Annotated in this window: 21 protein-coding genes; 17 read left to right on the top strand and 4 right to left on the bottom strand. The window is 65.7% G+C overall.

Annotated features, from left to right (window positions below; translation table 11 throughout):
- The first annotated feature begins 22 nt into the window (after positions 1-22).
- Positions 23-1,159: a nitronate monooxygenase gene (locus ACOGI4_RS11795; RefSeq protein ID WP_419841859.1), complete on the top strand. Its 1,137-nt coding sequence runs from the start codon at positions 23-25 to the stop codon at positions 1,157-1,159.
- A gap of 54 nt (positions 1,160-1,213) precedes the next feature.
- Positions 1,214-2,098, top strand: coding sequence for an SDR family NAD(P)-dependent oxidoreductase (locus ACOGI4_RS11790; RefSeq protein WP_419841858.1), 885 nt, complete (start codon positions 1,214-1,216; stop codon positions 2,096-2,098).
- A gap of 72 nt (positions 2,099-2,170) precedes the next feature.
- On the opposite strand, the gene ACOGI4_RS11785 is transcribed toward ACOGI4_RS11790, so the two are convergent.
- Positions 2,171-3,067 (bottom strand): metal ABC transporter permease, encoded by an 897-nt coding sequence (locus ACOGI4_RS11785; RefSeq protein WP_419841857.1) that lies wholly within the window; start codon positions 3,065-3,067, stop codon positions 2,171-2,173.
- A 49-nt stretch (positions 3,068-3,116) separates the two neighbouring features.
- Positions 3,117-4,247 (bottom strand): metal ABC transporter solute-binding protein, Zn/Mn family, encoded by a 1,131-nt coding sequence (locus ACOGI4_RS11780; RefSeq protein ID WP_419841856.1) that lies wholly within the window; start codon positions 4,245-4,247, stop codon positions 3,117-3,119.
- A gap of 322 nt (positions 4,248-4,569) precedes the next feature.
- On the opposite strand from ACOGI4_RS11780, the gene ACOGI4_RS11775 reads away from it, so the two are divergent.
- Together ACOGI4_RS11775 and ACOGI4_RS11770 are read left to right on the top strand one after the other, a co-directional pair.
- Positions 4,570-5,400 (top strand): metal ABC transporter ATP-binding protein, encoded by an 831-nt coding sequence (locus tag ACOGI4_RS11775; RefSeq protein ID WP_419841855.1) that lies wholly within the window; start codon positions 4,570-4,572, stop codon positions 5,398-5,400.
- 68 nt (positions 5,401-5,468) lie between these two features.
- A complete protein-coding gene (locus ACOGI4_RS11770; protein WP_419841854.1) occupies positions 5,469-5,960 on the top strand; it encodes a Fur family transcriptional regulator in 492 nt (163 codons plus the stop codon).
- 36 nt (positions 5,961-5,996) lie between these two features.
- On the opposite strand, the gene ACOGI4_RS11765 is transcribed toward ACOGI4_RS11770, so the two are convergent.
- On the bottom strand, positions 5,997-6,923 hold the full coding sequence (locus tag ACOGI4_RS11765; RefSeq protein ID WP_419841853.1) for an SPFH domain-containing protein: 927 nt from the start codon (positions 6,921-6,923) through the stop codon (positions 5,997-5,999).
- Positions 6,924-7,141: 218 nt separating this feature from the next.
- Positions 7,142-8,569, bottom strand: coding sequence for an RNA-binding domain-containing protein (locus tag ACOGI4_RS11760; protein WP_419841852.1), 1,428 nt, complete (start codon positions 8,567-8,569; stop codon positions 7,142-7,144).
- Positions 8,570-9,038: 469 nt separating this feature from the next.
- Between ACOGI4_RS11760 and ACOGI4_RS11755 the strand changes: the two genes are divergently transcribed.
- The 13 genes from ACOGI4_RS11755 to ACOGI4_RS11695 all read left to right on the top strand — a co-directional run bounded on the left by ACOGI4_RS11755 (position 9,039) and on the right by ACOGI4_RS11695 (position 26,649).
- The gene (locus ACOGI4_RS11755; RefSeq protein ID WP_419841851.1) at positions 9,039-10,262 is read left to right on the top strand and encodes a cysteine desulfurase family protein; all 1,224 of its coding nucleotides are present in this window, start codon (positions 9,039-9,041) and stop codon (positions 10,260-10,262) included.
- A 1-nt stretch (position 10,263) separates the two neighbouring features.
- A complete protein-coding gene (locus tag ACOGI4_RS11750; protein WP_419841850.1) occupies positions 10,264-11,376 on the top strand; it encodes a DUF4007 family protein in 1,113 nt (370 codons plus the stop codon).
- A complete protein-coding gene (locus ACOGI4_RS11745; RefSeq protein WP_419841849.1) occupies positions 11,373-14,408 on the top strand; it encodes a hypothetical protein in 3,036 nt (1,011 codons plus the stop codon). The genes ACOGI4_RS11750 and ACOGI4_RS11745 overlap by 4 nt, the downstream gene beginning before the upstream one ends.
- Positions 14,409-14,464: 56 nt before the next feature.
- Positions 14,465-14,986 (top strand): hypothetical protein, encoded by a 522-nt coding sequence (locus ACOGI4_RS11740; protein WP_419841848.1) that lies wholly within the window; start codon positions 14,465-14,467, stop codon positions 14,984-14,986.
- Positions 14,983-15,831, top strand: a complete 849-nt coding sequence (locus ACOGI4_RS11735; RefSeq protein ID WP_419841847.1) for a phosphoadenosine phosphosulfate reductase family protein — start codon at positions 14,983-14,985, stop codon at positions 15,829-15,831. The genes ACOGI4_RS11740 and ACOGI4_RS11735 overlap by 4 nt, the downstream gene beginning before the upstream one ends.
- A complete protein-coding gene (locus ACOGI4_RS11730; RefSeq protein WP_419841846.1) occupies positions 15,828-17,561 on the top strand; it encodes a hypothetical protein in 1,734 nt (577 codons plus the stop codon). The genes ACOGI4_RS11735 and ACOGI4_RS11730 overlap by 4 nt, the downstream gene beginning before the upstream one ends.
- A 14-nt stretch (positions 17,562-17,575) precedes the next feature.
- Positions 17,576-18,049 (top strand): hypothetical protein, encoded by a 474-nt coding sequence (locus ACOGI4_RS11725; RefSeq protein ID WP_419841845.1) that lies wholly within the window; start codon positions 17,576-17,578, stop codon positions 18,047-18,049.
- 68 nt (positions 18,050-18,117) lie between these two features.
- Positions 18,118-19,527 (top strand): DGQHR domain-containing protein, encoded by a 1,410-nt coding sequence (locus tag ACOGI4_RS11720; protein WP_419841844.1) that lies wholly within the window; start codon positions 18,118-18,120, stop codon positions 19,525-19,527.
- Positions 19,528-19,581: 54 nt separating this feature from the next.
- Complete coding sequence (locus ACOGI4_RS11715; RefSeq protein ID WP_419841843.1) at positions 19,582-21,291, top strand: DEAD/DEAH box helicase; 1,710 nt, start codon at positions 19,582-19,584, stop codon at positions 21,289-21,291.
- 66 nt (positions 21,292-21,357) lie between these two features.
- On the top strand, positions 21,358-22,329 hold the full coding sequence (locus ACOGI4_RS11710) for a phosphorothioated DNA-binding restriction endonuclease (RefSeq protein ID WP_419841842.1): 972 nt from the start codon (positions 21,358-21,360) through the stop codon (positions 22,327-22,329).
- Positions 22,330-22,558: 229 nt separating this feature from the next.
- On the top strand, positions 22,559-23,521 hold the full coding sequence (locus tag ACOGI4_RS11705) for a phosphorothioated DNA-binding restriction endonuclease (protein ID WP_419841841.1): 963 nt from the start codon (positions 22,559-22,561) through the stop codon (positions 23,519-23,521).
- A 247-nt stretch (positions 23,522-23,768) separates the two neighbouring features.
- Positions 23,769-25,811, top strand: coding sequence for a hypothetical protein (locus tag ACOGI4_RS11700; protein WP_419841840.1), 2,043 nt, complete (start codon positions 23,769-23,771; stop codon positions 25,809-25,811).
- 196 nt (positions 25,812-26,007) lie between these two features.
- Positions 26,008-26,649: a nitroreductase family protein gene (locus ACOGI4_RS11695; RefSeq protein ID WP_419841839.1), complete on the top strand. Its 642-nt coding sequence runs from the start codon at positions 26,008-26,010 to the stop codon at positions 26,647-26,649.
- The last annotated feature ends 59 nt before the right edge of the window (positions 26,650-26,708 follow it).

Below are 26,708 nucleotides of genomic sequence, written 5' to 3'. Positions count from 1 at the left end.
CGTGGCGCGGTAGGTTCGCCCCATGAAGACACCTGTGTGCCAGATGCTGGGCTGCGATGTTCCGATTGTCGCATTCACCCACTGCCGGGACGTGGTGGCAGCAGTGACCAAGGCAGGCGGCTTCGGTGTGCTCGGCGCAGCCGGCCATACGCCTGAACAGCTTGACATCGACATGGGCTGGATCCAAGACGAGGTGGGCGGCCGTCCCTTCGGCGTGGACATCATCGTGCCCGCGAAGTACGAGGGCAAGTCCGAGGGCGAGCTTTCCGTCAAGGACCTGAAAGCCATGATCCCGCCTCAGCACAGGGCGTTCCTCGACGAGATGATGGAGCGTTACGACGTGCCGCCGCTGCCCGCAGACGACAAGCCGGGCGCCATCGCCGGCGATGCCGAGCCGCCCATGACGTACGCGCAGGCGGTTCCGCTGATGGACGTGGCGTTCTCGTATCCCATCCGTCTGGCCGTCAATGCGCTCGGCCCGCCGCCTCCCGACATGATCGCTCGGGCGCACGACAACGACGTGCTCGTGGGTGCCTTGGCCGGGAAGAAGGTGCATGCCGAGCGCCATGTGGCTTCGGGCGTGGACATCGTCATCGCGCAGGGCCACGAGGCGGGCGGCCACACGGGCGAGATCGCCACCATGGTGCTGGTGCCCGAGGTGGTCGATGCCATCGCTCCCACGCCGGTGCTGGCAGCGGGAGGCATCGCCAGCGGCCGCCAGATCGCCGCAGCGCTGGCGCTCGGTGCGCAGGGGGTTTGGTGCGGCTCTGTGTGGCTCACGACCCAAGAAGCCGAGACGCACCCCGTGGTCAAGGAGAAATTCTTGGCAGCGGGCTCGTCGGACACGCTGCGATCCCGCTCGCGCACCGGCAAGCCCGCCCGCCAGCTCCGCTCGGCGTGGACCGACGAGTGGGAGGGCGAGAACTCGCCGGGAACCCTGCCGATGCCGCTGCAGCCGATGCTCGTCGGCGCCGCCAGCCGTCGCATCGACCGAGCCGCGATGAATCCCGCCAACAAGGGCGCCGTCGAGCTGGCCAACTACTTCGTGGGACAGGTGGTCGGGCAGCTGAACGAGTCGATCTCGGCCACGCGGGTCATCGAGGAGATGGTCAGCGAGTACGTCGACGTGATGGAGCGCTTCGAACAGCTCAACGCCTGAGGCCGGCATCGCCGGCTCAGCTCGGCTGTCGTCGCAAGAGAGGGAGAGACGCAGATGGAGTCCATGGCAGGACGTGTCGCTGTCGTGACCGGCGCGGCATCGGGAATCGGCAGGGCCTTGGCACTGGGATTCGCAGGACAGGGCGCCAACGTCGTGCTCGCCGACATCGAGGAAGCGCCGCTGCGGGAGGCCGAAACCGAAGTCGCAGCGCGAGGCGTCGAGGCCATCGGCGCGGTCACCGACGTGACCGATGCCGACTCGGTCGGTGCGCTGGCGCAAGCGACGATCGACCGCTTCGGCGCCGTACACATGGTCTGCAACAACGCAGGCGTGGGCGGGGGAGGGCTGGTGCGCAACCAGCAGCTCGTCGACTGGAAGTGGGTGGTGGATGTCTGCCTGTGGGGCGTGATCCACGGTGTCCACCACTTCTTGCCGCACCTCATCCAAGCCGAAGAGTCGCACATCATGAGCACTGCCTCGGTTGCGGGGCTCATGTCGGTGCCCGGGCTCGGTCCCTACAACGCGGCGAAGTACGGCGTGGTGGCCATCATGGAGACCCTGCACTTGGAGATGACGCGGGACCCCGATGCCGATGTCGGGGTGTCGGTGCTGTGCCCCGGCGTGGTGCGAACCAACATCGCCACGGCGCAGCGGAACCGTCCCGCCGAGCTGCGGCGGGAGCGTCGCCGCCGACCCGAGAACGAGGCAGCGTCGGACACCGCCGATGCCCGTCGACGCAACGCCAACATCGCTGCTGCACTGGAACGGGGCATGGACCCCGCCGAGGTTGCCGCCAAGGTCATCGAGGCGATGTACGAGCGAAGGTTCTGGGTGCTCTCCCACCCTGAGCTGCTCGCAGACGTGAACCACCGCAACCGGCAACTCGCAGATCTCGAGAATCCGACGCTGCGGAGCAGTTTCGCCGACGGCGGGGAGTAGCGGCGAGGCCCAGCCCAAGCGGCGCGCCTGGAGATGCCCGAAGGAGATGCCAAACGTCTCCGCCGGCCGGTCTCAGGCCGACGCGTGCTGCTCGGCTGCTGCGGCCGCTTCGCGGTCCGGCCGGCGAACGGCGCGCAACACGTTGGTGAGCAACATCGCGAAGAACAGCAGCACCACAGTTGCGAGCGCCATCGTCGCGCCGGCGGCGGTGTCGTGGTGGTAGCTCACGAGCAGACCGATGACAGCGGCAATAGCGCCTAAGCCCACGGCGCACACCATGATGCGCGGCACCCTGCGCACGAGCAGGCTCGCCGTGGCCGCCGGGGCAACGAGGAAGGCCAGCACCAGCAGACTGCCCACCGTCTCATAGGAGGCTACGACCGAGATCGCTAGCAGTGTCAACAATGCGGCATGGGCCAGCCTCGGACGCATGCCCGCGAGCCGTGCCTGCGTCTCGTCGAAGGTCATCACGAAGAACGCCCGGTGCCCGACCACGATGCCGACGACCGAGATCGCAGCGGCGACAGCCTGTCGGCGGAGGTCGCCGTTGTCGATGCCGGTGATGGAGCCGAACAGGAAACGGGTGAGGTCGCCGGAGTACGCGCCCGCACCGCTGGACATGACCACCACCGCCAGCGCCAGGAAGCCCACGAACAGCACGCCGATGGACGTCTCCTCCGACAGTGGCGAGCAGTTGCGGATCAGGTAGATGCCCCCGGCCATAGCCACGGCAGCCGCCAGCGCGCCCAAGGTGGTGCTGAACCCGACGATGTAGGCCGCGGCGATGCCCGGCAGCACGCCGTGTGCAAAGGCGTCGCCCAGAAAGGTCATGCCTCGCAGCACCACCCAAGTGCCTACGACCGACGTGGTCGCAACGGTGAGCAGCGCTGCCCACAGCGCGTTCCGCATGAAGGCACTCTGGGTGAACGGATCGATCCACCAGGCGATGGGATCGGTCAAGAACTGCATGTCGGCGTCCCTGCAGGTCCGTGTAGCCCAGCCCGTTCAGATCGCTAGCTCAGCTCGCCGGCATCAGTGCTTCGACGATGCGTTCGGCGTTGCTGACGAGCATGTCTATGTACGTGCTCGCTGGGCCGTCCGCGCCGGTGAGGCTGCCTGTTGTGAGCTGCACCACCTCGATGTCGTCGAGCACCGAAGCCACGGCCTCCGCAGTGTCGGTCTCGTGGGTGTTCTCGCTGAAGATCGCCGGCACGCCCTCGGCGTCGATGATCTCCGACAGCTCTTCGAGCTGCGCCATGCTCGCTTCGGACCTCGTGGAGCGGGAGGGGATGACGGTGCCGATCACCTCGAATCCGTAGCGGTCGGCGAAATACCCGAAGGCGTCGTGATTGGTCACCATCTTGCGATGCTCGGGCGGCAGCTGGTCGATGAGGCGGGACACTTGGTCGTGCGCATCGTTGAGGGCGTCTGTGTAGTCCTCCAAGCACGCCTCGACTTCGGTTGCGTCGACTCCTTCGATGGCAGAGATCGCCTTCGCTAGCTCCGGCAGCGATGCCGCGACTCGCACCGGGTCGAACCAGACATGGGGGTCCATTCCGCCTGCGTGCGAGTGGTCGTGGCCTTCGTGGCCGTCGTCTTCGTGGTCGTGGCTTTCGTGTTTGTTGTCTTCGTCGTGTTCGTCTTCGTGGTCGTGCCCCTCGTGCTCGTTGTGTTCGTTGCCTTCGTGGTCGTGACTGTCGTGTTCGTCTTCGTGGTCGTGCTCTTCGTTCTCATCCGAGTGATCGTCATGGTCGTCGTGGCTTTCGTCGTCGTGGCCCTCGTGCTCGTCGTGCTTGGCCTCGTCGTGCTCATCGGTGTGATCGTCATGGTCGTGGTGACCGCCTGCGGCCTCGATCGTGTTGATGTGATCGGTGAAGCGGAAGACAGGTATCCCCTCGCCTTCGACTGCTTCGAGCGTGTTGACAAGCCCTTCCTCCAGGCCGAGACCGTTCGCCACAACCAAGTGGGCGTCCGACATGACCGAGCGGTCCTGCAGCGATGCCTCGAACGTGTGCGGATCCGCACCCGGCGGCATGACGGTCACGACCTCTGCGATGCCGTCACATGCCACGTTCGCGACCACATCGGCCCAAATGCTCGTGGTCACCACCATCTGAGGACGCTCTTCGTCCTCCGCGCCGCTCGACATCGCGGTTGTCGGCGTTGCTGCGCTCGATGTCTCGGTATCGCCATCGGTGCAGGCCGCACCGAAGAGCGCCACTGCTGCGAACAGCGATGTCCACGCTGCGGTGCGGCGTCCTCGCGAAGGGCCATGCGACGAGGGAGCGGCGCAATCTGGAGGCGTAGCTGTGGTTTGTGACGTAGCATATTGCATGGATGGCACTATAGTGAGACTCAATCTCACCAACAACCGGCTCACTCCGTCGGTTGGCGCGGCGCTCAAGCATTCGGCGCTGAGGCGCACGCTCTGTCATGCAACCGATGCAGTCTTGGAACCGAAAGCAGGCCCGGTGTTCACTCTTGACGATGTCACGGTGGCGTTCGGCAACCGCACCGCCCTCGCCGTCGACAAGATGCGGCTGGATGCGGGTGCGACAGTGGCGCTGATGGGCTCCAACGGTGCGGGCAAGACGACGCTGCTGCGCCTGCTTGCAGGCTTGCTGGTGCCGACGACGGGCGCTGTGTGCAAGGACTGTGAGATCACCGTCGGCTACGTGAGTCAGGATCACAGCCCTCACGCCTACATGCCGATGACCGTGGACGAGGTGCTCACCATCGGCCGGTATCGCCGGCGCGGGCTGCTCGGCCGGATGCGCTCGTCGGATCACCAAGCAATGGACCGTGCCGCGGAGCAGCTCCGCATCGGCGACCTTCGCAAGCGCTCTTTCGGCCAGCTCTCGGGAGGTCAGCGCCGGAGGGTGTTGATCGCTGCGGCGCTGGCGTCGCAGTCGGACTGCCTGTTGCTCGACGAGCCCATCACCGGACTGGACATTCCGAGCCAGGACATCGTCGTCGAGGTCCTCGAGGCCGAGCGGTTGCGCAACAAGCTGGTGGTGCTGTCGACGCACCATCTCAGCGAGGCATGCCTGTGCGAGCGGATCGTGCTGCTCAAGGGCGGCGTGCTGGCCGACGGCCGACCCGAAGAAGTGCTGGGCGAGAAGAACATTGCTGCGGCATTCGGCGAGAACGCCCTGACGCGTCTCGAACTGGGCGAGGGCAACGGTGCCTCGTCGATATTGGTTCTCGAGGAGCACGACCACTGCATCGATTCCAGCTTCGGTCGCGTGAGCCATGTCGCGGGCGAGTCGCTGTGGTCGATCGGGCCGCGTGAGCGATGGTGACCATGCAACCGACGTCCACTGCACCGCTGGAGTCTGTTGCGCCAGCGGGAGCGACCAGTCAGCGCACTGTGGCGAGCGCGACCAACGAGTCTGGACCGACGAACGCGGACACCGTTGGGCTCGACGTCGTCCACGCCGAAGCAACGGCCCGATTGCAGGAGGCCGGCCAGCGCTACACGAGTGGCCGCCGCCGATTGGTGGAAGTGCTTGCCGCAGCGGCACGGCCGGTGCGTTTGCCCGACATCGAGGCGCTTGCACCAGACCTTGCCCGCAGCTCCGCCTACCGCAATCTGGAAGCGCTGGAGCGCTGCGGCGTCGTCGAGCGACTGAACGCCGGCGGCGACCACGCCTACTTCGAGTTAGCGGAGTCGTTGATCGGCCATCACCATCACCTCATCTGCGAGGACTGCAGCGAGATTGCGGACATCGAGCTGGACAGCGCTCTGGAACATCGTCTGGCCGGCACGCTGGCAGCCATCGCCGACGTTGCCGGCTACGTGCCCTCGCATCACAGCGTGGACCTGTACGGCCGCTGCTCTCGCTGCGTTGCCGCCGGCTGAGCTGCGTTGCCGCCGGCTGAGTCGGGCGTCCGCTCGTCAGCTGCTCGAGCCGGTGTTCACCACCGGGGTGGTCTGCTGCTCGCTGGTGAGCACCACAAGCAGGTTGGCCACCATCGACGCCTTGGCCGCTTCGTCGAGTTCCACCACTGAGCGCTGCGTCAAGAGCTCGAGGGCGTCCTCCACCATGCCTACGGCCCCCTCCACGATGGTTCGACGGGCGGACACCACTGCGGCGGCCTGCTGTCGGCGCAGCATTGCCTCGGCAATCTCGGTCGCATACGCCAGGTGGTTGAGCCTGGTCTCGATCACCTCGACCCCGGCTCGCTCCAGGCGTTCTTGTACTTCTGCGTGCAGCGTGGCGGCCACCGTGTCCGGGTCGGACCGCAGCGACACCCGGTCCCCCTCGAAGTCGTCGTAGGGGTACTGGGTGCCTAGGTGGCGGATGGCTGTCTCGCTCTGGACCAACACGAAGTGCTCGAAGTCGTCCACCTCGAACACGGCGGCAGCGGTGTCCACCACCCTCCACACCACCACGGCGGAGATTTCGATGGGGTTGCCCTCGGCGTCGTTGACCTTCGACACGCTGGTCGTGAAGTTGTGTACCCGCAGGGAAATCTTGCGCGATTCCAGGCGGGTGAACGGATTGGCCAAGTGCCAGCCGGGTTCTGCCACGGTGCCCCGGTAGCGGCCGAACAGGATCAGCACGAGCGCTTCGTTGGGCTGCACCAAGTACTGCCCCGGCGTTGCCGCAATCGCTGCGATCGCGCCGATCGGCACCAGGAAGATGAAGGGCCAAGCCACTGCTGCGGTACCCACGATGCCGCCTGCGACCAGCACCAAGCCCGCCAAGATGATGAGCACGCCGACGATGCCCGGCCTAGTGGGGGCGGTGCGGGCGGTGACGGCTGGCGCGTCGGTTTCGCTGAGCGGTTCGCTGGAGTTGGCGTCGGTGCTGTCGGTCATCGTCGCCAGTGTTGCACGCTGCCGCTGTTCCGCCCAGCAGTAGACAGCGACGCGGTCGCTAGGGCCGCTGAAAGCTGCCCTCATCCGGGCGCATACGCTCTTGCCGAATTCTATTCCGGTTCCTTTCGGGGGGCGAATGGCTGTTCGCAACAACGCTGTGACCTGCGGTTTTGCTCCTTCAGCACCCGCCTTACGTTCTATTCCGGTTCTTTTCGGTATCAAAGGAGCCGTTGAGGCCGGGGTCCGTCGTCAACGGCAATGTCGAGCGTCCAGCGCGCACCACGGCCATGCCCTACGACGCGCACGAGACCGAGATGCCGCAGGTCATCGAGCATCCGACGCGCATCGGTCACGCTGATGTCGAGCTTCCCCGCAAGCTCGCTGCGCGCTGCAGGTTCCTCGGCCAACGCAGCCAGAACAGCCGCTTCGTGTGCCGAGATCGGGTGTCCTTTCCCGTCTGGCGCTAGCCAGTGTCCTCGACGCGGCACGCTGCAGGTCACCGCTGTGCTGTCTGCTGTGAAGATCGGGCGGCCAAGCCCTGCAGCGGCGCACTGTCGCACCATTCGCAGCGTTCCGGAGCCGAGCTGCTCAACGATGCCCCGCCGGTAGAGGCAACCGAGCATGATCGGATTCCAGGGGTACGAGCTGTGAGGTCGGTACAGGTCGGCTGGCGTCAGCCCGAAATGCAGCTGACCCGGCGATGTCACCTCAAGGCGGTCGGCGAATACGCGCACCTGAACCAATCCGGGAATGACGTAGTCGCGATGACCGAACGCATTCGCAAGCGCCTCGCGCACGACTGCGCCGGGAATCTCCGACTCGCTCAATGCCTGCAGCCCGTTCCCGATGCGAAACGGCCGATGAAGATGCTCGTCGCAGAATGCCTGCGCCCGGCGCAGCGAGGCGTACACGTTGGTCTCCAAGAGCACGCCGTCTCGGTATTCCTCGCCCAGCTCGGTGCCGTCGACTGCCACGAGTCGGCAGCCGAGGCTCGGGAATCTGCCGGCGAGTGTCTCCACGTGCCCGAACAGCGCGATCGCTGCTCGGTTCGGCCGGCCATCGTCGTCGAGCAGGTTCAACGCTCGCAGCACTTCTGGGACGTCGGCATCAGGTTCGAACCTTGCCCGCCCGGCCGTGATGGCGTCGTCACGGAAGTGATGCACTTCGCGTTCGTCGATGTGGCCGAAGTCACACTCTGAGGCTTCGAGTTCCCACCGTTGCAGGCCGTGAGCGCGTTCGAGCACCATCGACAGCTGGGTCTCGTCCGGCATGCCCACGGTCGCAGCACCAGATCTCATGTAATGGATGCCATTGAAGCTGTAGGGCTTGTTCGCTCCGGCGGAGACGGTCGCCACGATCAGCTCAAGGTCCGCGGCGCCCGGAAGAGGAATGCGATCGATTGACGGAGGATGTTGCGGATGAATGTTGTTGCAAGCGTTGGTGATGTCCGTGAGGGTGCGTTCCCCGACCTGCTGTCCCGTTGCCTCGCCCTTGGGGCTGACGCCGAAGATGACCCGCCCGCCTCGGCCGTTGAGCATCGCCGAGAGCGTCTTGGCCGCCTCGTGCCGTTGACCGGTGGACGCCTTGAACTCGAGCGTCTCAGATTCGCCTTGCTGTGCGAGGTCTGCGACCTCCTCGGGTGTCATCGCCTGTCAGTATCGCCGAGGCGGCGATCGGTTCGCAGTCATTGCGAGCGCTACGCCGTCTCTAGGTCTGGCGCCTGTCGTGGGTGCATGCTGGTCGGCTGCGCCGGCGGGCGAGCATTGGCGGACGGCCCTCACCGAGGTACCCGTATCCGGGCGCTCAGGCACTTGCCGAATTCTATTCCGCTTCCTTTCGGGAGGCGAATGTCTGTTCGTAACAACGCTGTGACCTGCGGTTTTGCTCCGCTGGCACCCGCCCCGCGTTCTATTCCGGTTCGTTTCGGTTCTATTCTCGGGTTGGGTGCATCGGCCGGCGGTTGGCCTCTAGCCCGATGGAGCGAGAGGGGCCGTGCCAGTGCTGGGCGCCCAGTGCGGAGACGGCCCAGGGTCCGCGGGTCGGGCGGGTGCTCGGTTTACGCTCGCTGGCTACGCAAGCAGCCGCAGCCGAGACGCTGGCTGCCCGGGGTGACGGGTGAACGAGATCTACTTGGACTACAACGCCTCTGCGCCTTGCGATCCGCGAGTGACCGAAGCGGTGACGAAGGCCATGACCGATGGCTTCGGCAATGCCTCGTCGGTTCATCGCTTCGGTCTACGTCAGGCGGCCGCTGTCGACGAGGCTCGTCAACACGTGGCCGCCTTGGTCGGCGGCCGGCCGGCAGGAGTGATCTTCACTTCGGGCGCGACCGAGGCCAACAACCTCGCGCTCGGCGGACTGGTTGCCTCGGACGCTGAGACGTGGGGTCCCCGCACACCGTCGCTGGTCACACCAGAGGCTGAGGCGCCAGGGCCCCTCGCACCGCGGCTGGTGATCTCAACGGTCGAGCACGCATCGGTGAGCCGCACCGCAGAGTCGCTCGCCGCAGCCGGCCGGTGCGAGCTGGAGCGCGCTCCGGTGACACCGGGCGGCTTCGTGGATCTCGAAGCGCTGGCGGCGATGCTGCAGCCAGTCGGACGGGTGCTGCTGGTGTCGATCATGGCGGCCAACAGCGAAACCGGCGTGCTGAATCCCATTGCTGAGATAGCTGACTTGGTGCATCGAGCAGGCGGGCGCTTCCACTGCGACGCCACGCAGATGATCGGCAGGCTGCCGTTCGACATGTCGGCGCTCGGTTGTGATCTCGTCTCGCTCAGCGGCCACAAGATGTGCGGTCCCACGGGCGTCGGCGCGCTCGTGGGCACGCGGCAGACGTTGGCGTCCATGCGCCCGATCGGTTGGGGCGGCGGCCATGAACGCGGCCTCCGCTCGGGCTCGCTCAACGTCGCTGGCATCGTCGGACTGGGGGTCGCAGCGGAGCTCGCTGCCCGCGAACAGGCAGCCGAGGCCCAAGCTGTGGGGGCACTGCGCGACCGCTTCGTGGGGGCACTGCAGCGTCAGCTTGCCGATGTCGCGCAGAACGGCGATGTCGGCCGGCGTCTGCCCAACACTGCCAACTTGCGGTTCCGCAGGGCGGATGCAGACGCGGTGATGGCGAACCTGGACCCGGTCGCAGTGTCTACGGGCAGTGCATGCAGCGCTGGCGCGGTCGAACCGTCGCCTGCGCTGACCGCGATGGGAATGTCGCGCGAAGCAGCGTTCGAGTCGCTGCGCTTCAGCCTCGGCCGTTTCACCACCGCTGCCGACATCAATGCTGCCGTCGGGAAGGTTGTCACAGCGGTCCGTTACGTTCGCAGCATGACCACCGAAGCGGCATGAGATGCGGCTGAGCGAAGCTGCTGAGCCGGTGTTCGCGCGTCACGAGACGTTCCATCCGCGATTCGGCTGGTTTCGGAAGGCCTATGCGGCAGCCGCCCGCGACCCGCATGTCTTCGCGAGCGAAGACGCACCCGTGCAGCTCGGCGTGGGCAAGAACATGGTTCGGTCGATTCGCTTCTGGGGGCTGGCGTCGAAGGTCCTCACCGAGGTGCCCGATCCCGCTGCGCCCTCGTCGGGTCGCAAGCCCAAGCTCGTCGTGCCGACCCGCTTTGGCGAGGCGCTGTTCGGCGCCGGCGGCTGGGACCCATGGATGGAAGACCCGGGCACCCACTGGCTGCTGCACTGGCGCCTGCTGGCGCCGCCGTGTCGCCTGCCGGTGTGGTGGCTCTCGCTGTGCGAGTTCGGCGCTGTCGAGTTCGAGGCAGAGGACCTCGCCACGTCGGTGACCACGCAGCTGCGTAGCGTGCCGGGCTGGAAGGTGCCGAGCGAGTCCGCCGTCCACAAAGACGTCACGGCGTTCGTGCGCACTTACGGACCGGCGACGCGTTCGAGTCGTGAGTCGCTCGACGACGCTGCCGACTGCCCGCTGCGCCTGCTGCGCTTGGTCGGCCGCTCCGAAGCGAGCGGCGCTCATCGCTACCAGTTGGGTCCAAAGCCGACGCTGCCGGGCGCCGTCGCGGCTCACGCGGTACTCGACTGGGTCGCACGCGCAGGGCTAGGTGGACAGACGGCCACGCTCGAGCGGCTGGCAGCCGAGCGCGGCTCGCCGGCCGACGTGTTCAAGCTGAGCGCCGCCGACCTCTTTGCCGTCCTGGTGCCGGCGGTCGAATCGATGCGCTCGTTGGACATTGCAACCCCGGTCGGCGTTCCTCAGCTGGCGTGGCGCGGCGATCCTGGCGAGATCGCTGCGGAGCTGCTGTCGCTCCACTACGGCAGGACCTCGTCGGATTCAGCGGCGGGACCGTCGGGGGACGAGGCGGCGGCGTTCGGGGACGAATCGAACGCCGGCGCGGCGACGCCGGACGTGCTGACGCGCCTGGACAGCTTCCAGGCACGGCGCGACACTGCCCAAGCAGGGCGCCGGCGCGTGCCCGACATGGAGCGAATGCGGTGACGACGCTGGCCGACGTATTGAGCGTGCGGCGCCAGTTCGCCCGGTCGGCGAATCTCGAGCGTGATGCGGAGAACGCCGAGCCGCTTGACGGCTACGTCGCCACGGCGCGGGCGCTCGACGTGGTCGAACGCGTGACCGCTGCGGCACTCGGTCCGGCCGGTGGTGCCTGGTCCATCACCGGTCCCTACGGCTCGGGCAAGTCGTCGTTGGCGTTGCTGCTCGATGCCGCCTTCGGCCCTGCGGGCACGTCGCGCGGTCTGGCGCTCGACAAGATCTCGGCCGCGGCGCCGCACACCGGTGATGATCTGCTGCGCGCGCTGTCACGCCATGACTGCGGCTCAGCCGGTTTCTTCCGAGCCTCGGTCACGGCTGGTCGTGAGCCCGTGGCCCGAACGGTGCTGCGCGGAGTGCACCGGGCGGTGGTGCGGCGCTACGGCAAGGTGCCCGGTTCGGCCGAGTTTCCGGCTTCGTCGGTGCTCAAGCTCGCGCAACGGCGAGCCAGCAGTGCGCAGCAACCGGCAGATGCGTCCTCCGCCGAACTCATGGAGATTGTGTGCTGCATCGCTGCCCAAGCGCCGCTGCTCGTGGTCATCGACGAGTTCGGCAAGAACCTCGAGCACGCGAGCGACGGCCCCGCCGGAGACACGTACCTGCTGCAGCAGCTTGCCGAAGCCGGTCAAGGTGCAGGGCTGCCCATCTTTGTGGTCACTCTGCAGCATCTGTCGTTCGAGGATTACCTCGCCGATGCGGACGACCGCTGCCGCCGCGACTGGGCCAAGGTGCAGGGCCGGTTCGTGGACGTCGCGTTCACCGAATCGGCTGCGCAGACGCGCACGCTGATGGCCGAAGCCCTGCACGTCGACGACCGCCGACTGCGCCGCCGCGTCGATGCGTGGGCTGCATCGCATGCTGCTTGGTTGGCAGCCGCCGGCATCACCGAGTTCAGCGATCCCGCAGCGATTGCAGCCTGTTGGCCGCTGCACCCCGTAGCGACGCTGGTACTGCCCGAGCTGTGCAATCGGTTCGGCCAGCACGAGCGCACGCTCTACTCGTTCCTAGCAGGAGGCGAGCCGGGCACGGTGGCCTCGCTCGCCGCGGGCATCGCAGTGAGCGAAGGGGCGCCGCTGCCGGCTGTCGGGCCCGAAGCCGTCTACGACTACTTCATGGACATCGGCGGTGCCGGCGTGCATGCGGTAGGGCGTCCGGGACGTTGGACGGAGATTGCGACTCGGATCCGCGACGCCGTCGGCCTCTCGGCATCCGAACGGCGCTTGATGAAGTCGGTCGCGTTGTTGAACTTGGTTGCAACGACCGGGCCTGCGCGCGCCAGCGCCGCGGTGCTCGGACTGGTCGATCCAGCTGCTGGGAACGTCTTGACCGATCTCGAGGGTCGTGGCTTGGTCACCTATCGGGCCTTTGCCGACGAATACCGCGTCTGGCAGGGCACCGATGTCGATCTGGCCGACTTGACGGCGGCCGCGTATGAGCGCATTGCTGCTCAGCCGCTGGCAAAGCTGCTCAGCGAGGTGTACCAGCCTGAACCTGTCGTCGCAGCGCGCCACAGCGCTCGCAACGAGACGGTGCGGTGGTTCCGGAGTCGGTTCGCAGTGAGCGGCGAGTTGGTCGACCCGCCAGCGGCGCTCGACGCTGCCGACGGCGAGCTGCTGCTCGTCGTCGACGCCGCCGGCCCGCCTCCACGGCTTTCCGACGAGGCAGCTCGTTCGGCGGCGCGCCGGGGCGCTGTCTCCGGCCGGCGCTGGCAGCTGCGATCCAAGCCTGTGGTGGCCGTGATGCCGAAAGATGTCGCCGAGCTTGAGCGTGCGTCGCGTGAGGCCGCTGCGCTCCTCGATGTACTGTCGATGCCCGAGGTCCGCGACGACTGGGTGGCGCGCCGCGAGGTCGGCGAACGGCTGGCCTCGGCCCGATCGCTGCTGGAAGCGGCGCTGTCGTCGGCCTACGACGGGACTGACTGCCGTTGGACGCTGCTCGACGGGGCTGCGGGCATTCCGTTGCAGGCCGGGCGAGGGAGCGCGCCGTTGTCGGAGGCTGCGGACCTTGCCTATCCGACTGCGCCATACATCCCCAACGAGATGCTGAACCGTGCCGAGCTGACTTCACAGGGTGCGAAGGCTCGCCGCCTGTTGCTCGAAGCCATGATCGAGCGCGGTGCCGAATGTCGGCTGGGGTTGGAGGGCTACGGCCCTGAAGTGGCGATGTACGAGGCGACACTGAGGCATTCGGGCGTTCATCGTCTGCGCAGAGGGGCCAGAGCAGGGGGCGGAGCGTTCGTTTTCGGACGGCCGCCCAAGCGCACCGGCAGCGCCTCGACGGGTGCCGCCGAGCAGACCGAGCACGGCGGCCAAGGCGGTCTCTCGCCGGTGTGGGAGACGATCGAGGCAGCGTTTACGGCGGCGAAGGCGTCGCGCCTGAACCTTGGGGACCTGTACATCCGGCTGGCGTCGCCGCCGCACGGAGTGAAGACCGGCGTGATTCCGGTGATCGTGACCGCCGCGCTCCTTTCGAGAGCCGACCGAATTGCCGTCTACGAACACGGCACGTTTCAGCTCGGACTCTCGCCCGAATTGTCCGAGCGGATGGTGCGCAACCCTCACCATTTCGAGGTCAAGCACTTCGCCAACGTCACGGGCCCGCGTAGGACGGTGCTGGACGCGCTTGCGGCTCGTTTCGGCATCGACCCAGGCATCGGAATCGCGCGGGTCGGTAATGTGTTGACAGTGACACGCCATCTCGCTGCTCGAACTCGCCGGCTGGAGAGCTGGACACGGTGTACGTCGCACCTGAGCCGGCGGGCGCTTGCCGTGCGCGACGCGCTCACGCAAGCCACCGAGCCCGACGTGCTGCTTTTCGAGGCGCTGCCCGAAGCGCTGGGCTACCCGTCGGTTCCTGCCGCGGCTGCGCAGACTGAGACTGGCGCGACCGAGATTCGGGGGGGGGGGGGGGTCATGGCGAGGCGTTCGCGAATGACCTGTCGCGCTGTCTCGACGAGCTCACTGGACGCTGCCGCGAACTAGTACTGGAGCTGCGCGATGAGCTGCTTGCGGCAGCGGGCGAGCGCGCTCGTGCCGCGGTGTCGGGTCCGGCCGTCGGGCTGATCGATGAAGTGCTCGACCCACGGATGCGCAGCTTCGTGCTGGCGCTCGCGAACGATGTCTACGACGACGACCACGACTGGATGGCATCGGTCGCGACGGTGCTGGCGGGCAAGGCGCCGAGCGAATGGACCGACCGGGACGTGGCAGCCGTGCGTGCACGGCTGCCCGAACGGCTCGCGGCGTTCAATCGCCTGAGAGCGCTGCACGCCGAGCGACGGGCAGCGGACGGGCTGCCGTTCGATGCCTTGCGGGTGTGCGTGACCGATCCGTCGGGTGCCGAAGAGGCGCGTCTGGTGGGTGTCGCCCATGACGAGCGGGAGCTCATCGGGTCGGCAGTTGAGGATCTGCTCGACCGTGTTGCTGAGCGGGTCGGTTCCGCGCAGCGGGCTCGTCATGTGGTGTTGGCATTGCTCGCCGAAGCGTTGTTGGCATCGTCTGGCACTCGAGACGCTGAGGTGGAACCGCCCGCGGTCGCGATTGCCGGAGGCGGTGCATGACTTCAGCGGTCCGTCACATCTGCGGCATCTCCGGCGGCAAGGACTCGAGCGCGTTGGCACTGCACTTGCGCGACCGCGTCCCGCAGATGGAGTACTTCTTCTGCGATACCGGCGCCGAACTGCCAGAGACATACGAGTTCTTGACGCGCCTCGAGGTGATGCTGGGCAAGCCGATTGTGCGCCTGAACTCGGCGCGTGGGTTTGACCACTGGTTCGAGGTATTTCGCGGTGCGTTGCCCTCGCCGCAGATGCGCTGGTGTACCAAGGTGATGAAGATCAAGCCGATCGAGGCGTGGATCGGCGATGAGCCTGCGGTCTCTTACGTCGCCATCCGGGCCGACGAGGCAAACCGCAAAGGCTATATCTCCACCAAGCCCAACATCGAGAGTCGGTTCCCGTTCGTCGAGGACGGTATCGACCACGAGGGTGTCCTGAAGATTCTCGCGGATGCCAGCATCGGCTTGCCTGCCTACTACGACTGGCGCACGCGTTCGGGCTGCTACTTCTGCTTCTACCAGCGCAAAGCCGAGTGGATCGGCCTCGCCGACCGTCACCCGGAGCTGTTCGATCGTGCAGTGGCCATCGAGCAGAAGGTCCTGCTCGACGCCGGCGTAGACGGCAACGCCGATTTCGGCGACCGGGCGATGACGGGCCGCCAGTACACGTGGAGCGGGGGCGAGACGCTCGTGCAGCTCCGCGCCCGCCGCACAGAGATCCTCGACCGACACGCCGATTCTCTGGCACGCGCCAAGACCACCCGCCGCAACATCCCGCTTATCGAAGTGCTGGCAGGCGCCTTAGACGAAGACGACGACACCGAGCCATGCACCGTGTGCGCGCTGTGACCACGCCCACTGAACCCGCTACCACTGGCGGCAGCGCACAACACGCTGGCGACGATCGCTCCGATACGGCTCCTGCTGGCGCTGCCACCGCTTCTGACGACACTTCGCACGCTGGCGCCGATCCTGCAGCCACCGGCACGGCCGAGGCGGTGGCAACTGCCCAGTGGCTGCGCCCCGGCAACGAATCGGAGATCGCCCAGATCATCCGCAACGCGATAGTTGCCGTAGAGGCACTGATCGCAGAGACCAACGACGTCGGCCTGCTAGTACTCGAGCAGCGCATCGCAGCCGACGAGCCCGTCGCCCTGGCAGAGATCGGCCGTCAAGTAGGGCGAACCGGGGAGCGTATACGCGGTATCCAGTGGAAGCTGCAATCTCAGATCAATACAGCGCTTGAGCCGTATCTCTCACAGGTAGCCGAGCCGCTCACCGTGTGGCTGGGCGATTTTGTCGGCGGTGACCGGCTACACGGTGCTGTCGCCGCTCTCGCCGGTGCCGAGGGCGGCCTCGCCAACCGGATCATCTCACGACGACTCATGGTGGAGCTCGGATACCAGCAGAAGTGCAATGCCTGGGTCAACAGCTATGCGATCGCTGCTGCGAGCAGCCTCCGCAAGCACGCTCGCGCCGCTGCCGACTGCTACGGCTGCGTCGACGAGGGGGCGCTGCGACAGACCCAACTAGGCCATCGCTGGGCTGACGACTGGGACGAACTGGTGCTGCTCGCCGAGCTGACGCGCGTCTGCGGGATGCTTGTGGTCGCTCCGACTCGTCAGGCACAGATAGCCGCCGCACTGAGATCTATTGGCCGACCGGCATCAAAGGAAGAGATCGCAGATCGGCTAGGCGCCGAGATCGGCGGGCCCGTGACTGGCATCGCTGGAGCTCTCGGTTCCATGAACGGCGTGGTGCGCGCCTCCAAGACCACTTGGGGCTTCGAGAAGTGGGTCGACGACGTTTACGAGGGCATCCCAGCCGAGATTCGTCAGCGCATCGAGGAGGATGGCGGTTCGACGCGGCTCGGCCGACTGCTCGACGAGCTGCCGCGGCTGTTCGGAGTCGGGGTAGGCAGCGTTCGGGCAACGTTGAACACTCCGGCCTTTGTGGTCGAGCACGGTTGGGTGCGGGAGGCCACCGAGGGTCCGACGGTAAGCGGCGATCTCGAAGGGGTAGCCGATGCCGTCACGCACGACGGCGACCTCGTATGGACGTTCGAAGTCGAGAGCGACCATCTGCGCGGCTACAGCCTGACTAATGTGCCGCCCGAGGTGTCGGTTGCGCTCGGCGCCCGGTTTGGGGACAACGTGCTGGCCGAAGTGCGGTCACCCTCCGGTTGTCCCAAAGTCTCCGTCATCTGGCGCAAGACTTCGATGCGCGGGCCCGAGATCGGCCGCCTCGGGGATGCGCTGCGAACCCTCGGAGCGCGAGCTGGATCGCGCATCGGACTGCTGATTCACGGCCCTTCCGCGGTCTCGTTACTCGTTGCCGAGAGCTTCAGGAATCGCACTCGTCAGCACGCAAGCTCGGCGGCTCCCGCTCATGGTGTCGCCTGGATTCCCGGACGACGATTCAGCGGCGTGAGGACGGTTCGCACTCTGCACGCGCATACGCCCAAGCCGGCATCGAGCGGAACTGCTCAGGGGTCGGACAGCACGAGCCAAGGCGAAGTCCCAAGAGTTGTCGGGCCGATCTCGCATGGAGCAGGTCAGATTGCCCGCAGTCACGGTTAAGGAGTCGTCACAAGGTGAATTTTGACGGCTGGTCGCTAGAAGTAACCGAATGGCGTCAGCTGGAATCTGTGCTGCATGGCGCGAAGTGGCGCAGTTTGCCTCTCGATGGCCTCTTTCGTGACAGCGTACCAGAAAGTCCGGGCATCTATCTGCTCTTGACCAAGCGGGACGGCCTAGGCGAGCGCTACCAGATACCCGAAGACTTGGTCAACGCCCTGTATGTCGGCCGTTCCGAAAATCTTCGACGGCGCTTCTTGGAGCACGCAAGTATTTCTCGGAAGAATATCCTGATCGATCGCTGTCGTGAAGTATTCGGACGTTTGAGCTTTTCGTATTCGATGGTCCCGAGTGACCGCCAAGCCGACTACTCTGGGTGGATCGGCGATGCCGAGTCGAGGCTCATATCGGTGCTGTCGCCGCCCGCTAATCGCAGCGTGCCCAGTCGGAGACCAATTGCCGCTCGATTGGGCGAGCCTCAGCCCATCTGACCGCTCACGCAGCATTCAAATGGCCAGCGGAAGCAACTTGCTTAGTGCTCCCTGAAGGAGAAGACAAAATGACCCAGATATACCCAGCGATCCGAGCTAGGATGGGGCGATGGGATTACTTCATGGTGCGAATGTCGATGCGCGAGCTCGCCGAAAATGTGAAGTTCGCCGAGGAAATCCACGCCGCAACCGAACTCTCGGATGCAATACAACGGGTGCTGAAGCAATCTCGGGCAAAGGGTGAGATTGCAAGCTATCTCGCAAGGCACGAGGACCGATTCTTCAATTCCCTAGTGGTTGCTGCGATCGACGGGGAACCACAATGGTATCCCGTCAGCGTCGAAGACATCCCCGAATTTCGGATCCTGCGCGGCGACAGACGGCTGACGGAGGCGTTCGGAGTGCTCACCTTCGACGGAGGTCAGCAATACTACGCGCTCGACGGACAGCACCGCCTCGCTGCGATTCGCTCACTAGTAGAGGGTGACAGCGAATGGTCGGCTCCGGAGGGCTTCAGAAACGAAGAAGTATCCATCGTCATCGTGACTCCTCGTCAGCTTGAACGCATCGAAGATTTCATGGTTCGCTACCGCCGCTTGTTCGGCCATCTCAATCGTTATGCGAAGAACATGTCGGAGTTCGAGAACATTGTGATGGACGAGGATGACGCACTCGCGATCATCACGCGCCGGCTGGTCACGGAGCATCCTTTCTTCACATCTGGAAGTGACCAGTTTGTGTCGAGCCGGATCAAGATGAGTTCCGGCAAGAATGTGACCTTTGGCTCTACCCATTGGACCAGTCTGGAGATGCTGTACAATCTCAACATCGAGTTTCTCAATACTCCCGAGCGCCGCAACAGCGGATGGGGTGCTCGCCACGACAGGCTCAACGACTACAAACGCTTCCGCCCGGAGACCGAAGAGGAGATTGATGCCCTCTACGATGAGCTGAAGGTCTGCTGGGACGGGTTCATTGAGGCGGTACCCGACCTCAGCGAGGATCCGTCGTGTATGCGTGACCACGGTGCAGATGGCGAAAACGAAACACGTGACAATGTGCTGTTTTGGCCAATCGTTCAGTTGCTTGTGGTGAGTTTGGCGCGCGATATGCTCGATGAAGCAATCGCCCGGCAGAGTACGTTTGGCGTTCCCGTGCGGTTAGACGTCACAGCGACGGCAGATGCGCTCCGTCCTTTGGCCCGCATCAACTGGGAGGCTCACTCCCCGCCCTGGAGGCATCTGCTGCTCGTTCGCAACGAGGACGAAAACTGGCGCATCACCAACGAATCGCGGAAGGAACGCCTGCGTGTAGCCGAGCGCATCATCCGCTGGCAGCTTGGACTTGACCCGCAGTCCGAGGACGAGATCATGGGTGAGAACGGTCTACGTGCAAGATGGGAAGCGCTGCTGCCGCTCGATGCCAGCGGCGAGGATGGATCGATGTGGCTGGAGATCGAAGCTGGCGTGCTCGATTGAGCGTGCGACACTGTGCTGCGGAGGTGGGCGATTGAGTGGCAGGAGGCGTCGGCGGTGACTGATCCGATTGATGGCCATGCTGCTCTGGTCGCCCGAATGCACCTGCTGGTCAGTGACGTGCCAGTCGAGGCCCGGCTGTCGCGCTGCAACGGCCGAGGAGTGCTCAGCATCCGCCAAGCGCAATCGGACGCCCCCGCAAAGATCGACGTGTCAACGCGCCGACGTGCCGTTGCTGCTGTGAACTGGCTGCTCACGAATGACGCTGCGGTTGTTCACAAGGTGCGGCGAATGGACGCCGGTCCGCTGGAGTGGAACTTCAACTGCGCTCCGGGGCATGAGCGCGACCACGATCGAGTGCTGCGGCGCGTCCTGCCGCTCCTCCTGCCTCGCAGGATCGACGACTCCCTCTACAAGTACCAGCGACGCGGCGTGCGCTTTCTCATGCGAAGTGATCGCGCTGTGCTGGCCGACGACATGGGGCTCGGCAAGACGGTCCAAGTGATCGCCGCAGTGCGAAGGCTCTATCGCGCTGGCCGATTGGATTCCTGTCTGGTGGCGGCGCCTCGGACCCTCCTGGCCAACTGGGCGCAAGAGTTTCGAAGATGGGCGCCGGAGCTAGCCATATGCGAGCTTGACCGGTGCGGGGGCAAGTTCTCAGGGATGCACTGGCGTAGCCTCGTCACTCGCTCGCACGCCGTCCTCGCCAGCCACGAGGACGTGCGCGACCTGTGGGAGCATATGGCATGCAAGCTGCCCGGCCTGATTGTCGCCGACGAAGCGCATCGGCTCCGAAAGGCAGACTCCCAGCTGAGCAAAGCGATGCGCCGACTGCGTGCCGAGCGGCTTTGGATGCTGACGGGGACACCCGTAGAGCGGGACGCAGCCGACTTGGCGTGCCTGCTGTCGCTGCTGGCGCCGAATCTGTACGCAATTGACGATCACCTGCATTTCGGGACCGACGTGCTTCGTGCCCGTGCGCGCCCCTACTTGCTGCGCCGCACCAAAGAAGGGGTCCTGCCCGAGCTGCCGCGGGCTCGTGAGCATCGAGTTCTGTGCGAACTCCTGCCCGAGCAGCGCGTCGCCTACGAGGAGGCCGTCCAGCGGGCGCTGCGGGCGGCCGACCCGCGGCACTTGGCGGTCTTCAACAATCTGCTTCGAGTCTGCGACGCAGACCCTGCGACAGGCAAGAGTTCCAAGATCGACAGGGCCGTCGAGCTGGTGAAGCGGGCCGCTGTAAGTGGGCGCAAGACGGTGGTGTTCTCCTATACTCTTGACCCGCTGCGGTACCTTCGCGAGCGGCTTTGGCGCAGCAGCACTGGGTGTTTGCTCCTGAACGGAGAGCAGTCCAAGATGGAGCGCGGCCGTGTAATTCAGAACTTCATGGAGGATCCGGACTGCATTGCGCTCGCTGCATCACTGCAAGTGGGCAGCGAGGGATTGAATCTGACGGTTGCTTCACAAGTAGTGTTCCTCAACCGATGGTGGAACCCGTCCACGAACGACCAAGCCGTTGACCGTGTGGTGCGTATAGGTCAGGTTCACGAGGTTGACGTCCACTATCTCACCTGTGTTGATACTGTCGAGGACCGGCTCGAACCGATGTTGGAGCGCAAGTCGATGACGTACCAAGAACTGATCGACAAACTGAAACGCGATCCGGATCCGGCGACGGTCTCCGAGCTCTTCGGCAGCAAACCAGAGGTAACTAGTGCTTCCTGCGGCATGCAGCAGGTCGGATTGATGCCACAGCCTGAGACGGCCTGAGGACAGGTGAGCCTTGATGCTGCCTGATTTCCCTACCGTATGACCGTATCTGGCCAAACGCGGAGCATGAGTGATGCTGATGCCGAAGTGTGGCTTGGCCGACTGCGAGACCTCAAGCAGGGCAAGGCGTTCGGCAAGCCGGCGCCACACAAGCCGCTGCTGCTGCTGTTGGCGATCGGGCGTTTGTTGCACGATCACAACTCGCGCATGACCTTCGAAGGCATCGAGCAGCGGCTCCGTGGGTTGCTGTTCGAATTCGGGCCGCCGACGGCCCAGTTGCACCCCGAGAAGCCGTTCTGGCACCTGCAGGGCGACGGTCTGTGGTCGGTCAGTGCTGCCGACGCCGATGCGGCTGGCCGGAAACTCTCGGTGGATGACTTCGCGCGGACTCCGACACCCGCAGAGTTGAGGCGCCTGGGTGCCATCGGGCGTTTGGATCCCAGCTTCGAGACTGCTCTGTTGCGCGACCGCCGGTTCATGCGCGATGCGGTGCTGTTGCTGCTCGACACCAACTGGACATCCGGCCTGCATGAGGACATCTGCGAGATGGTCGGATTGGATGTCGCCGTGCTTGAAGAGTCCGTTGCTGCTCAACGGATGCCCGAAAGCCTGCCGCCGGAACACCGACACAACCCCATGTTCCGGGAGTGGGTGCTGAACGCCTACAGCTATCGGTGTGCCATGTGCGGCTACGGCGGACGCTTGGGCGCAGCCGCCGTCGGCCTCGCTGCCGCGCATGTGCGTTGGCGAAAGGCAGGTGGGCCGGACTCTGTGGACAACGGCCTGTGCCTGTGTGTCATACATCGTCAGCTCTTCGACCGTGGTGTGCTGGGCGTTACTGCGGATCGGCGCATCATGGTCTCTGAGCAGTTCCGCGGGTGGGGCCGCGCTGACCATGCGCTTGTAACAGCGTTGGTGGGTGCCGACGTGTCCGCGCCGCGCTCGAAGCGCGACGAGGTCAGCGAACAGCATCGGCGCTGGCACGAACGGACGGTCTTCCGAGGCCCGCCGCTCTCAACAGGGTCCGTCCTCAGGTAGGGCCGTCGCTGTCGCAATAGGCCGCCGCGTGGGGCCGCAGGCAGGTGGGCTAACGCTTCGCGCTCCGCCGAGCCGGTAACGATGCCCACGGGCCGCACAGGCTCTCGCACAGGTCGTTATCCGAGATGGGTTGTGAGCCAAGCACCACGATGTCTTTGTTGAGACGGCACGGCGTCTGAATCGAGACGGTCAGCTTGCTGCTGCAAAGCCGCGTCCTACGCTTGGATGCGTGAGCAATCCCGAGGCCGAAGCTTGGCTTGAGCGCGTCCGAGCGATCAAGCGAGGCCGATCATTCGGCCGACGCGCGCCGCACAAGCCGCTGCTCCTGCTGTTCGCGATCGGGCGGTTGTTCCACGATCACCACTCGCGCGTCACGTTTGAGAGCCTTGAGCTGCCGCTCCTGCGGCTGCTGCGTAACTTCGGGCCACCGAGCAAGAAGCCGCATCCCGAGCAACCGTTCTGGCATCTGCAGAGCGATGGCCTATGGACGGTGAGTGCGACTGACATCGATAGGGCGAGTATCGCGCTGGCCAAGGACCGCCTGCCGACAGGCTTCGCTCATTCTCCCACCGCGGCTCAACTGAGACGCCTCGGCACTGTGGGGCAGTTGCAACCTGACTTCGAGGCTGCGCTGCTGGCTGACCGTCGGCTGATGTGCGATGTTGTGCAGACGCTGCTCAAGGCCAACTGGCCGCCCAGCCTCCACGAGGACGTCTGCACGTTGGCCGGGCTCGACATCGCAGCCCTCGAAGGTGCGGTCGCCGCTCAGCGCGTGCGCGAAGCACCTGTGCCAGAGCGCAGACGCGACCCGGAGTTCCGTGTGAAGGTGCTGCGTGCGTATCGCTACCGGTGCGCGATGTGCGGCTACGACGGCCGGCTCGATGCCGCAGCGGTTGGACTCGAAGCGGCGCATGTGCGGTGGTGGGCGGAAGGCGGGCCCGACGAAACGAATAACGGTCTGTGCCTGTGCGTCATGCACCACAAGCTGTTCGACCGCGGCGTGCTCGGCATTCGCCAGGACCGCTGCATCATGGTCTCGGGCCAGTTCGTCGGCTGGGGCAACGCTGCTGAGGAGATCGTCATGGCGTTGGCGGGTCATCACCTTGCGGCACCACGTGCGGGCGAGTCCAAGGTCAGCCAAGAGCACCTGCGCTGGCACGAAGACGAGGTATTCCGCAGCCCAGCGCTATAGGTGCCTCCCCCCCCCCCGGCTCTGCAGGAATCCGCCATTTCTCCGGTGCTCACTCAGCGCCCGGGCTTCCAGCGGCTACGGACTCGGGACAGCAGTCTTGCGACGTGAACAGCCCCGTGACTGCGCGTCCACCGGCAGCGGGCGATGGCGAAGACGCCTTCTGCTAACGAGACTCCCGTGGCCGCGCGTCCACCGGCAGCGCGTTCTCCAGATCGTCGTGTCACACCCCCTTCCTACGGTGTACCGCATGTTCAGAAGTGGCTTGAGCGGCTTGCGGGGTACCAAGGGCACCGATGCCAGCGGCGTTCACGGCCGCTTGCAAGATGCGTTCGAACCGGCAGCCGGCGACGAGACCGGTAGCGGCAGCGAATGGGCGGGGGCAGCCTGCAGCCTCGGCAGCGCAGAGGTTCCCCGCACCCCCGAGTCGCACCGCGTTAGCGGCCGCTCCACCGTGCGCCCGGGGACGCTGGTCGCAGACGTGCCCACGACGCGAGAGCCCAATACGGAGCGAGGCGGCTCGACATCAGCGCCGGAGATGCTGGCGCTGAGACGTTTGAGCGGGGGTGAACTCGCTGAGCTGTCCCGCGACGATCTGGTAGGGGTGCTGGCGAGCATCGAGCGGCTGGCGAACAGTCTGGCGGGCTACCGGGTGGACGTGCTGGGCGCGCTCGAGGAGCTGCGCCAATCCGGTGCGGTCCCCGATGCGAAGCCGCATCTGACCGTGCGCGATGCCACCGGCGTCTCCGAGCGAGAAGCACGCCGGCTGCATCGCGTCGCCGCAAAGGCGCGTGACCACGCTGCGGTTCGTGAGGCTCTCAACGAGGGGGCGATCAATCCGATGCAGGCTGAAGTGCTGTGCGATGCGAGGGTGCCCGAGCCAGTCCGTGCTGGGCTCGTGTCCGCCGCCGCGGCGAGCAACACTGACAGCACACGGCGACAGGTGCGCGAAGCCGAGCGGCAGCACAGCGTCGAGACGGCTGCCCAACGGTTTGATCGCCAACGCACGGCGCGTGGCGCCGGCTGGGGTCGCAACCACGACGGGATGGTTCGGCTGTGGGCGAGCTTCGATCCTGAGACTGGCGCCCGCGTCGAAGCGGCGCTGGATCCATTGCGGCGCGCCCTGTGGCACCACGACAAGTTGCAGCGCACGAACAGGCGCACACCAGCCCAGCGCGACGCCGACACGCTCGCATACGCATTGGCCGGGGTGACCCTGACTGCCGAAGACGCCGCGATCGTCGAGAGATTGTGCGCCGGTGCTCGGGCTGACCACCAGCGCGCCAGCGACGAGTCCGCCCGGACGACGGCTGCTGGCCGGCCGAGCACTCAATCCGCTAACGCTGGAGGTTCGAGTGGCGTCGAGTCGGCCGACGCGCAGTTCTCCGCATCGCACTTGCTTATGGGCTTCCAAGCCGGCACTCGGCCCGCGGCTGCGAGTCGGCCACTGTTCGATCCCGCGACGCAGCGAGAACGACCGCGGCAAGCGCAATCGCCGCAAGAACAATCGCGGCAAGACCAACACAGCCAAATCCGCGACCGCCAAGCTGACCAGCGCAGCTCTGACAGGGTGGTGTCGGCGGGAGTTGTGGGCGCCGCCCTTTACGGCCTGGGTGATGGAGGCGAGTGTGGCTCTTACTGCGCGGTATCGGCGGTATCGGCGGGAGCGCCGATGCAGCGGCTGGGCAGCAGCCAGATCAGCGTGACCATCAGCCTCGACGCACTGCGCGGCCATCTCGACGAGGCTGGCTTCACCGACGCGGGGACCGAACTTGAGCCCGAGACCGTGCGCCGCCTCGCGTGCGATGCGGAGATCATTCCCATCGTGTTGAGGGGACCGGGCGGCTCAGCGGACATCGGACGTGCCCGGCGTACCGTGCCTCTCCGGCTGAGGAGGTTGCTCGTCGCACGCGACAAGCACTGCCAGTGGCCCGGCTGCGATGCACCCCCGTCGCGTTGCGATGCTCACCACGTCGTCCATTGGGCGAACAACGGAACCACCGACTTGGACAACCTGGTGCTGCTGTGCCACGCCCACCATCAGCACCTCCACGAGCACGGCTTTCGGTTCGTGGCTGGCCCGCACGGCTGGGTTCCGTCCCGCTCCCACTCCGGCGCTCAGTCAGCAGCAGAAGTTCGACCTACGAATGAAGGCCGCCCCAGGGGGTCGAGACAACCCAGCGGGTCAAGACAACCCAGTGGGTCAAACCGGTCTGACGGCACGCGACACGAAGCGCGACACGAAGCGCGACACGAAGCGCGACACGAAGCTACCCAGCCTCGAGCGCCCTGACGGTGCTCTCTGTGTGGACTCGAACTTGTTGGCGGATTTGAGCAATGATCGAGCGGGGCGGTTACTGTGAAGCATTCGGGCGACAGCGCGTTGGGAAGCCGCTATCGGCAGCCAGCGCAACGAGCAGGCGCAACGAGCAGGCATCTGCCAGCAGCGATGAGCCCTGATCTGCAGGAATCACAGAACGGAGTTGGCCATGGATCTCGGCGAAGCAGTCCTCACCTCGATGACGACGCGGTACTTCACGACCGACCCGGTGTCGGACGCAACGCTGGAGCGGGCATTCGACTACGCACGCCACGCGCCCCAGGGGGGCAACCGTCAGCCGACGCGCTTCATCGTGGTTCGCGACGAAGCCAAGAAGCGCCAGCTGCAGGAGTGGTACCTCGAGCCGTGGAAGGCCTACCTCGGTATGGCACGATCCGGCGACATCGACATCATCGGAGACAAGACCAGCCGTCTGCTCGACCGCGCCGACCACTTCGCTGAGCACTTCGCCGACGTGCCGGTCATCGTGGTGGCATGCGGCTACATCGACGGCCTGCATCCCACCGACACCGAGCTGGACCGGCTGAGCGTCGTGGGCGGAGGCTCGATCTACCCCGCCGTGCAGAACTTCCTGCTCGGCTGCCGTGAGGCCGGCCTGGGAACGGCGCTCACGACGCTGCTGTGCATGTACGAGCCCCAAGTCGCAGAGATGCTGAGCATCCCCGAAGGTGTTGCTACGGCCGCCCACATCGCCGTCGGCTACCGGGCCACGCCCTTCCCGCGCAAACTCGACCGCCTGCCGCTGTCGGACATCGTCTTCGACGAGACGTGGGGCACCCCTACCTACTAGCGGACCCGCTAGCCGGCTGCTCGCCTGCACCCACGGCCAACAGTCACGGTGCGCGACAT

Origin of the sequence: Candidatus Poriferisodalis sp., assembly GCF_965205175.1 — a bacterium.
Lineage (GTDB): Bacteria > Actinomycetota > Acidimicrobiia > Acidimicrobiales > Poriferisodalaceae > Poriferisodalis.
Note: the sequence above shows the minus strand (reverse complement) of the source record. Positions and strands in the feature narration are given on the sequence as shown.